The sequence below is a fragment of the Mycobacterium sp. TH-M25 genome, assembly GCF_057473665.1.
Genome location: NZ_JBYCLA010000425.1, coordinates 1 through 6,783, shown reverse-complemented (window position 1 = coordinate 6,783; position 6,783 = coordinate 1). Strand labels below are relative to the sequence as shown.

The 6,783-nt window shown below is 66.4% G+C and carries 5 protein-coding genes and 2 pseudogenes; 4 read left to right on the top strand and 3 right to left on the bottom strand.

The window, feature by feature from the left end; genetic code table 11:
- Both ripC and AC2VOU_RS14370 read right to left on the bottom strand, forming a co-directional pair.
- The coding region (gene ripC, locus AC2VOU_RS14375; RefSeq protein WP_486957989.1) for a peptidoglycan hydrolase RipC at positions 1 to 1,082 on the bottom strand (1,082 nt) is incomplete at its 3' end.
- 132 nt (positions 1,083 to 1,214) lie between these two features.
- Positions 1,215 to 1,466, bottom strand: a complete 252-nt coding sequence (locus AC2VOU_RS14370; protein ID WP_486957988.1) for a hypothetical protein — start codon at positions 1,464 to 1,466, stop codon at positions 1,215 to 1,217.
- A gap of 123 nt (positions 1,467 to 1,589) precedes the next feature.
- On the opposite strand from AC2VOU_RS14370, the pseudogene AC2VOU_RS14365 reads away from it, so the two are divergent.
- A pseudogene (locus AC2VOU_RS14365) lies at positions 1,590 to 3,434 on the top strand (DEDD exonuclease domain-containing protein); the annotation flags it as partial.
- On the opposite strand, the gene trpD reads toward AC2VOU_RS14365, so the two are convergent.
- The gene (gene trpD, locus AC2VOU_RS14360) at positions 3,372 to 4,460 is read right to left on the bottom strand and encodes an anthranilate phosphoribosyltransferase (RefSeq protein WP_486957987.1); all 1,089 of its coding nucleotides are present in this window, start codon (positions 4,458 to 4,460) and stop codon (positions 3,372 to 3,374) included. The pseudogene AC2VOU_RS14365 and the gene trpD sit on opposite strands and share 63 nt — an antisense overlap.
- Positions 4,461 to 4,591: 131 nt before the next feature.
- On the opposite strand from trpD, the gene ctaE reads away from it, so the two are divergent.
- The 3 genes and pseudogenes from ctaE to AC2VOU_RS14345 form a co-directional block, all read left to right on the top strand.
- The gene (ctaE, locus tag AC2VOU_RS14355; RefSeq protein ID WP_486957986.1) at positions 4,592 to 5,203 is read left to right on the top strand and encodes an aa3-type cytochrome oxidase subunit III; all 612 of its coding nucleotides are present in this window, start codon (positions 4,592 to 4,594) and stop codon (positions 5,201 to 5,203) included.
- A gap of 59 nt (positions 5,204 to 5,262) precedes the next feature.
- Positions 5,263 to 6,099, top strand: a complete 837-nt coding sequence (gene qcrC / locus AC2VOU_RS14350) for a cytochrome bc1 complex diheme cytochrome c subunit (RefSeq protein ID WP_486957985.1) — start codon at positions 5,263 to 5,265, stop codon at positions 6,097 to 6,099.
- A gap of 49 nt (positions 6,100 to 6,148) precedes the next feature.
- Positions 6,149 to 6,783, top strand: a pseudogene (locus AC2VOU_RS14345) (cytochrome bc1 complex Rieske iron-sulfur subunit); the annotation flags it as partial.

The window sequence follows — 6,783 nt, the reverse complement described above, 5'->3', positions numbered from 1 at the left end:
GAGGAATTCATCGGCACGACCCGTACCGGCACGCCGTAGGTGGACGAGTGGACCATCAATCCGTCGCCGATGTAGATCCCGGCGTGCGAGGCGTCTGAATAGAAGGTCAGCACGTCGCCGGGCTGCAGGTCGGACAGCGCAATCGGTTGTCCACCATGCGCCAGCGCCTGGCTGGAGTGCGGCAGCGCAATACCGGCCTGCTGGAACGCCCACATCACCAGGCCCGAACAGTCGAATCCACCCGGCGAGGAGCCGCCCCACGAGTAAGGGTCACCGACCCGCGTCAGCGCGGCCTGAACGGCGATCGCTCCCTGACCGGAGCCAGACCCGGGACCACCGGGTTGACCTAAACCGGGCGCTAGCGCGTCGGGGGCGGGCGCGGTGGCGGCGACCAGTGCCGCCGGCGGCGGAGGGGGCCCGGGCGCCGCCAGCGCGGTGCGCTCGGGCGGGCTCAAGGCAAGGTATTGCGACTTGACGATGCCAATCTGCATCTGCAACCGACTCTGCTTGGACTGTAGGTTGGCGCGCACCGAGGCGGCCTGCTCGGCTGCCCTCTTGGTGTCGGCCGCCGACTTCGCCGATTCCTGCTCGGCTCTGGCAGCTTCTTCACGGGTGGCGCGGTAGGCCGCCATCTGCTGCAGCATTGCGGTGGAGATCACCCGCGACACTGCCAGCTTGCCGATCAGTTGCTGAGGCGACTCGGCGGTCATGATCGCGTTCAGGCCGTCGGTGCGGCCGCCCATGTACATCGCCGCGGCAAACCGGTCCACACCGGATTGAAAAGTAGCCAGCTTCGACTTCGCGGCGTCCGCCGCCGCCAGGTCGTCGTTGTGCTTCTTTTCGGCGGCGCGTTGTTCAGCCAGCTTATTGTTGAGGTCGAGCTGCGCGCTGTGCATCGCTTCGGTGGTCTGCTCGGCTTGCCGCGACAGCTCGGTGAGCTTTGCCATCGTGTCGTTGGCCGGATCGGCCAGCACATTGCCGGCAACCACTCCGGAAAGAACAGCGAATGCGGCCAGCACTCCAATAGACAAGCGCCGAGCGACGCGCAAAGAAGCGCGTTGCCCTTCAAGCCTTTTTCGCAAAGCGTTGCATCCTTAAAACCCAACGGCGTAGACAGCCGGATCTGCTTTAGGTCTCAGATAGGTTACGAAACGACTTCGAGGTTGTCCAACTCTGAGTTATTAAGAAAACAGCAAGATTTCATGCCGACGCCCCTAGGCAACGCCCGGCCGTTGCCGACGAATGGGCACCAAACGCAGTCGCGGCGCCATCCCCGCGTCGGCAAGCACCTCGAGTGCCGCGCGCTCGTCTTCCAGCAAAGTTTCCGGTACCCCGAGTATCACGCTGACGACGCAATCACGACATCCGGGACCGCGCACCGCGCAGTCGTCGCAGTCAATGACCACGGATTCAGCGGAGTCGGGCGGAGCTACCGCCGCCCGGTCGGGCTCGCTGTTGAGCGCCATCTGGCTGCTCCCTTCCATATTTGTCGATCGGTCTTGTCCGAGAAGCTAGCCGCGGGCACCGACAAGTTTGGAGCGCGCGGCCCCGGTCGGCCGCGGCATGCGAGACATTTCGCGAATGCGCTCATGTCGGTGCACCTGGTTACTGTCGCCGTCATGGTCGCCCCCGCCGAGCAACTGAGCCTTCCCGACCTAGACCGGTCCACCGAAATATCGCTGCGCGAAACCACCTTCGTCGTTGTCGATCTGGAGACCACCGGCGGGCGGATGACAGGCAGGGCCGGACACCCCGCTGACGCCATCACCGAGATCGGCGCGGTGAAGGTTCGCGGCGGTGTGGTGCTCGGCGAATTCGCCACCCTGATCGATCCGCAGCGCAGCATCCCACCTCAGATCATTCGGCTCACCGGCATCACCACGGCGATGGTGTGCGACGCACCGACAATCGCGGCGGTGTTGCCGATGTTTCTGGAATTCGCCCACGGCGCGGTGCTGGTCGCTCACAACGCGAGATTCGACATGGGTTTCCTGCGCGCCGCGGCCGACCAGTGCGGCATTCGATGGAAACCGCCGCAGGCGCTGTGCACCGTGCAGTTGGCCCGCCGGGTATTGAGTCGCGAAGAAGCGCCCAGCGTGCGGTTGGCTGCACTGGCGAAGCTGTTCGCCGTTGCCAGCGAGCCGACTCACCGGGCGCTCGATGACGCCCGCGCCACCGTCGAGGTGCTGCACGCACTGATCGAACGCGTCGGCAACCAAGGTATCCAGAGCTTCGCCGAGTTGCGGTGCTATCTGCCCAACGTGCCGCCGGCGCAGCGCCGCAAACGGTTGCTCGCCCAACACGTGCCCAGCCGGCCCGGGGTGTATCTGTTCCGCGGGCCGTCTGACGAAGTGCTCTATGTCGGTACCGCGGTCAACCTACGGCGCCGGATCAACCAATATTTCAACGGTTCAGACCGACGGACCCGGATTAACGAGATGGTCGCATTGGCCACCAAAGTCGAGCACGTCGAATGCGCGCACGCGTTGGAGGCCGGGGTGCGAGAACTGCGGCTGCTGAACGCCCACGCCCCGCCCTACAACCGCCGATCGAAATTTCCGCAGCGGTGGTGGTGGCTGGTGCTCAGTGACGAGGCCTTTCCCCGCTTTTCGGTGCTGCGCAAGCCGCGCCACGACCGCGCGGTGGGCCCGTTCCGGTCGCGCGCCGAGGCCCTCGATACCGCAGACCTGTTGGCGCGTTTCACCGGTGTACGCACCTGCACCCAGCGGTTGGCTCGTACGGCGCTGCACGGTCCGGCCTGCCCGCAGCTCGAGGTCTCACCGTGCCCCGCCGCCCGCGACGTCACTGCGGCGCAATACGGCCCGGCGGCGGTCGGCGCCGCGGCGCTGATCGACGGCCTGCAGAACGCGGCGCTGGAGGCGGCCGCGCAGCGGATCGCCGAGCTCGCCGGGCGGCAGCGCTACGAGAGCGCGGCCCGGTTGCGCGACCACACGATCACCGCCATCGAAGTGTTGTGGCGCGGGCAGCGCCTGCGCGCGCTGGCTGCACTGCCAGAGTTGGTGGCCGCGGCCCCCGACGATGACGGCGGCTGGCAGCTGGCCGTCGTCCGGCATGGTCAACTGGCGGCGGCCGGGACCGCCCGCCGCGGCGTCCCGCCGATGCCCGTGGTCGAGGCGATCGAGGCTGGAGCGCAAGTGGTCCTCCCGCAGTCGGCGCCGTTGGGTGGCGCACTGGTGGAGGAGACGGCACTGATCGCACACTGGCTGTCGGCCCCCGGCGTGCGCATCGTGAGAGCCAGCGGCGACGACGGTTGGTGCTCGCCGCTGCGATCGGCCGGCCCGTGGGCCGAGTGGGCCGCCGCGGCCCGCTCGGCGCGGGTAGCCGCCGAACATGCCTTCACCTGCCACGACTCAGAGTTGTTGACCGAAGCGCACCCAACGCGCGAGCAGGTGTTCGGCCGCGCCGCTGTCGATGGCCTCGGCGGCGCGGCTCAGCCCGTCTTCCCACGCCGGCAGCCACTCGGCGCGGCTGGATAGTCCCGCATGGGCCACGATTGCACCCGCGGCGTTGAGCACGACCGCATCGCGAACCGGGCCCGTGGCGCCGGCCAGTACCGAACGGGCTTCCGCTGCGTTGGCGGCGGCGTCACCGCCCTTCAAGTCATCGAGCTCGGCGCGCGCGAACCCAAAGCCCGCGGGATCGAACTTCAGCTTGTCCACGGTTCCGGCCTGCACCCGCCAGATAGTGCTCGTCGTCGTGGTCGTGAGCTCGTCAAGACCGTCGTCGCCGTGCACCACCAGCACGCTGGATTGGCGGGCGGCGAACACCTCTGCCATCACCTCGGCCAGGTCGGCGAACGCGCAGCCGATCAATCCCGCGCGTGGCTGCCCCGGATTAGTAAGTGGCCCAAGCAAATTGAAGACTGTCGGCACCCCGATCTCACGTCGAACCAGCGAAGCGTGCCGATACGACGGGTGAAATTGCGGCGCGAAGCAGAAGCCGATTCCGACCTCGGCGACACTGCGCTCCACGTCGTCGGGGTTCAGGTCGATGCGCACGCCCAGAGCCTCGAGCGTGTCAGCGCCGCCCGCCAGCGACGACGCGGCCCGGTTGCCGTGTTTGACCACCGGGACGCCGCTGGCGGCCACCACGACCGCCGCCATCGTCGACAGGTTGACCGTGCTGACACCGTCGCCGCCGGTCCCTACTACGTCGACGGTGTCGGTCCCGATCCGTTCGGTGGGCAACCGGCGGCCGTGCCGCAGCATCACCTCGGCCAACTCGGCCACTTCTGCCGAGTTGGGCGTCTTCATCTTCATCGCCACGGCGAAGGCTGCGAGCTGCGCCGGAGTGGCGGACCCGGTCATGATCTGCTCCATGGCCCAACCGGCCTGCCCGCGCGGCAGATCCTGACCCGAGGTCAAAACCTCCAGGACTCGCGGCCACGACAGCGCCGCTGCAGGGGGCCGTTCATAGTGCCCCGACGATGACGCCGCCACGCCGCAAATGGTCCCATGATGGGCGAGCGGACGGCGCAGCCGGGCGGCGGCGGCGAAGCGACAAGAATTTCATCTGCCAAATTGCCGCCCCGGGTAGAAGCCGTCAACTACAAAGCGTCATACTTGCAGATGTGACGAGTGCGGTAGGAACCTCGGGTACAGCAATCACGGCGCGAGTACATTCGCTCAACCGCCCCAATATGGTCAGTGTCGGCACCATAGTGTGGCTCTCCAGCGAGTTGATGTTCTTTGCTGGGTTGTTCGCGTTCTACTTCACTGCGCGAGCGCAGGCGGCGGGCAACTGGCCGCCGCCGCCGACCGAGCTGAACCTGTACCAGGCGGTGCCGGTCACGCTGGTGCTGATCGCGTCGTCGTTCACCTGCCAGATGGGCGTGTTCGCGGCCGAGCGCGGCGATGTGTTCGGGCTTCGGCGCTGGTATCTGCTCACGTTCGGGATGGGGTTGTTCTTCGTCCTCGGGCAGGGCTATGAGTACTTGCACCTGGTGAGCCACGGGACCACCATCCACGGCAGCGCATACGGCAGTGTGTTTTACCTGGCCACCGGCTTCCACGGGCTGCACGTCATCGGCGGGCTGATCGCGTTCATCTTCCTGTTGGTCCGAACTACGATGAGCAAGTTCACCCCCGCCCAGGCCACCGCGTCGATCGTCGTCTCGTATTACTGGCACTTCGTCGACATCGTCTGGATCGCACTGTTCGCCACGATCTATTTCATCCGATGAGTGAGCATCCGATGAGTGAGCATCCGATAACCAGCAGGGCAGAGAACAGGAGTGCTCGGTTGAAGAAACTGGGGTTGAACCGATCGCTGAGTGACCGGGCGCGTCGCCGCCTGCACCGCCGGCTGTCGGCGGGGCTGCTGCTGGTGCTGGCACTCGTGGTCGCCGGTGGGCTTGCCGCGGTCCTGACTCCCAGCCCGCAGGTCGCCGTCGCCGACGAGTCGTCATCGGCGCTGCTGCGCAACGGCAAGCAGCTTTACGACACCTCGTGCATAACGTGCCACGGCGCCAACCTGCAAGGTGTGCCGGATCGCGGGCCGAGCCTGATCGGCGTCGGCGAGGCCGCGGTCTACTTCCAGGTGTCCACCGGCCGGATGCCCGCCAGGCGCGGCGAGGCTCAGGCGGAACGTCAAGAGCAGCCGTCGTTCGACGAATCGCAGATCGACGCGCTGGGCACCTACGTGCAAGCCAATGGTGGCGGACCGGCCGTGCTGCGTAACCCCGACGGCAGTATCGCGATGACGTCGCTGCGAGGCAACGACCTGGGTCGCGGCGGCGATCTGTTTAGGTTGAACTGCTCCTCGTGCCACAACTTCACCGGCAAGGGTGGCGCACTGTCGTCGGGCAAGTTCGCCCCCGACCTGGGGAAGGCCAACGAGCAGCAGATCCTGGCCGCCATGCGGACCGGGCCGCAGAACATGCCCAAGTTCGCCGACCGTCAGCTTTCGTTCGACGCAAAGAAGGACATCATCGCCTACGTGAAGAACGTGACCGAGGCCAAGAGTCCGGGCGGAAACGGTCTGGGCGGCTTTGGCCCCGCGCCCGAAGGCATGGTCATCTGGATCGTCGGGATGGTCGCCCTCATCGGCGCGGCGCTGTGGCTCGGGGCTCGATCATGATGCGCGTCGCAACGAGGCCGAACGCAGCGACGAGAAGGAGTGGCCGCCGATGACGAACGACAGCGGTAAGCCCACCGCCGAAGAACTGAACGCGATGTCGCGCGAGGAACTCGTCGCGCTCGGCGGCAAGCTCGACGGCGTCGAGACCGTGTTCAAAGAGCCACGCTGGCCCGTCGAGGGCACCAGGGCCGAAAAACGTGCCGAGCGTCTCGTTGCCATGTGGCTCTTGCTCGGCGGTGTGCTGGCCCTGGCGCTGCTGTTGGTTTTCCTGTTCTGGCCGTGGGAGTACCAGCCGAACGGATCGTCGGGCAGCCTGGCGTACTCGCTAGCGACCCCGCTTTACGGGTTGACTTTCGGCGGCTCGGTGTTGTGTATCGCCATCGGCGCGGTGTTGTTCCAGAAAAAGTTCATCCCTGAAGAGATTTCGATCCAGGACCGTCATTACGGCGGCGACGGATCAGACGAAATCGACCGCAAGACGGTTGCCGCGAACCTGACCGACGCGTTCGAGGGTTCGACCTTGCGGCGACGTAAATTGATCGGCCTGTCGCTCGGAGCGAGTCTCGGCGTCTTCGGTCTCGGCACCCTGGTCGCCTTTGTCGGCGGCCTGATCAAAAACCCGTGGAAGCCGGTGGTGCAGACAGCCGACGGCTTGAAGGCCGTGCTGTGGACGTCGGGTTGGAC

Bases quoted from the DNA above. Each gene is read 5' to 3' on its own strand.
- AC2VOU_RS14370 (WP_486957988.1), bottom strand. From the start codon at position 1,466: ATGGCGCTCAACAGCGAGCCCGACCGGGCGGCGGTAGCTCCGCCCGAC.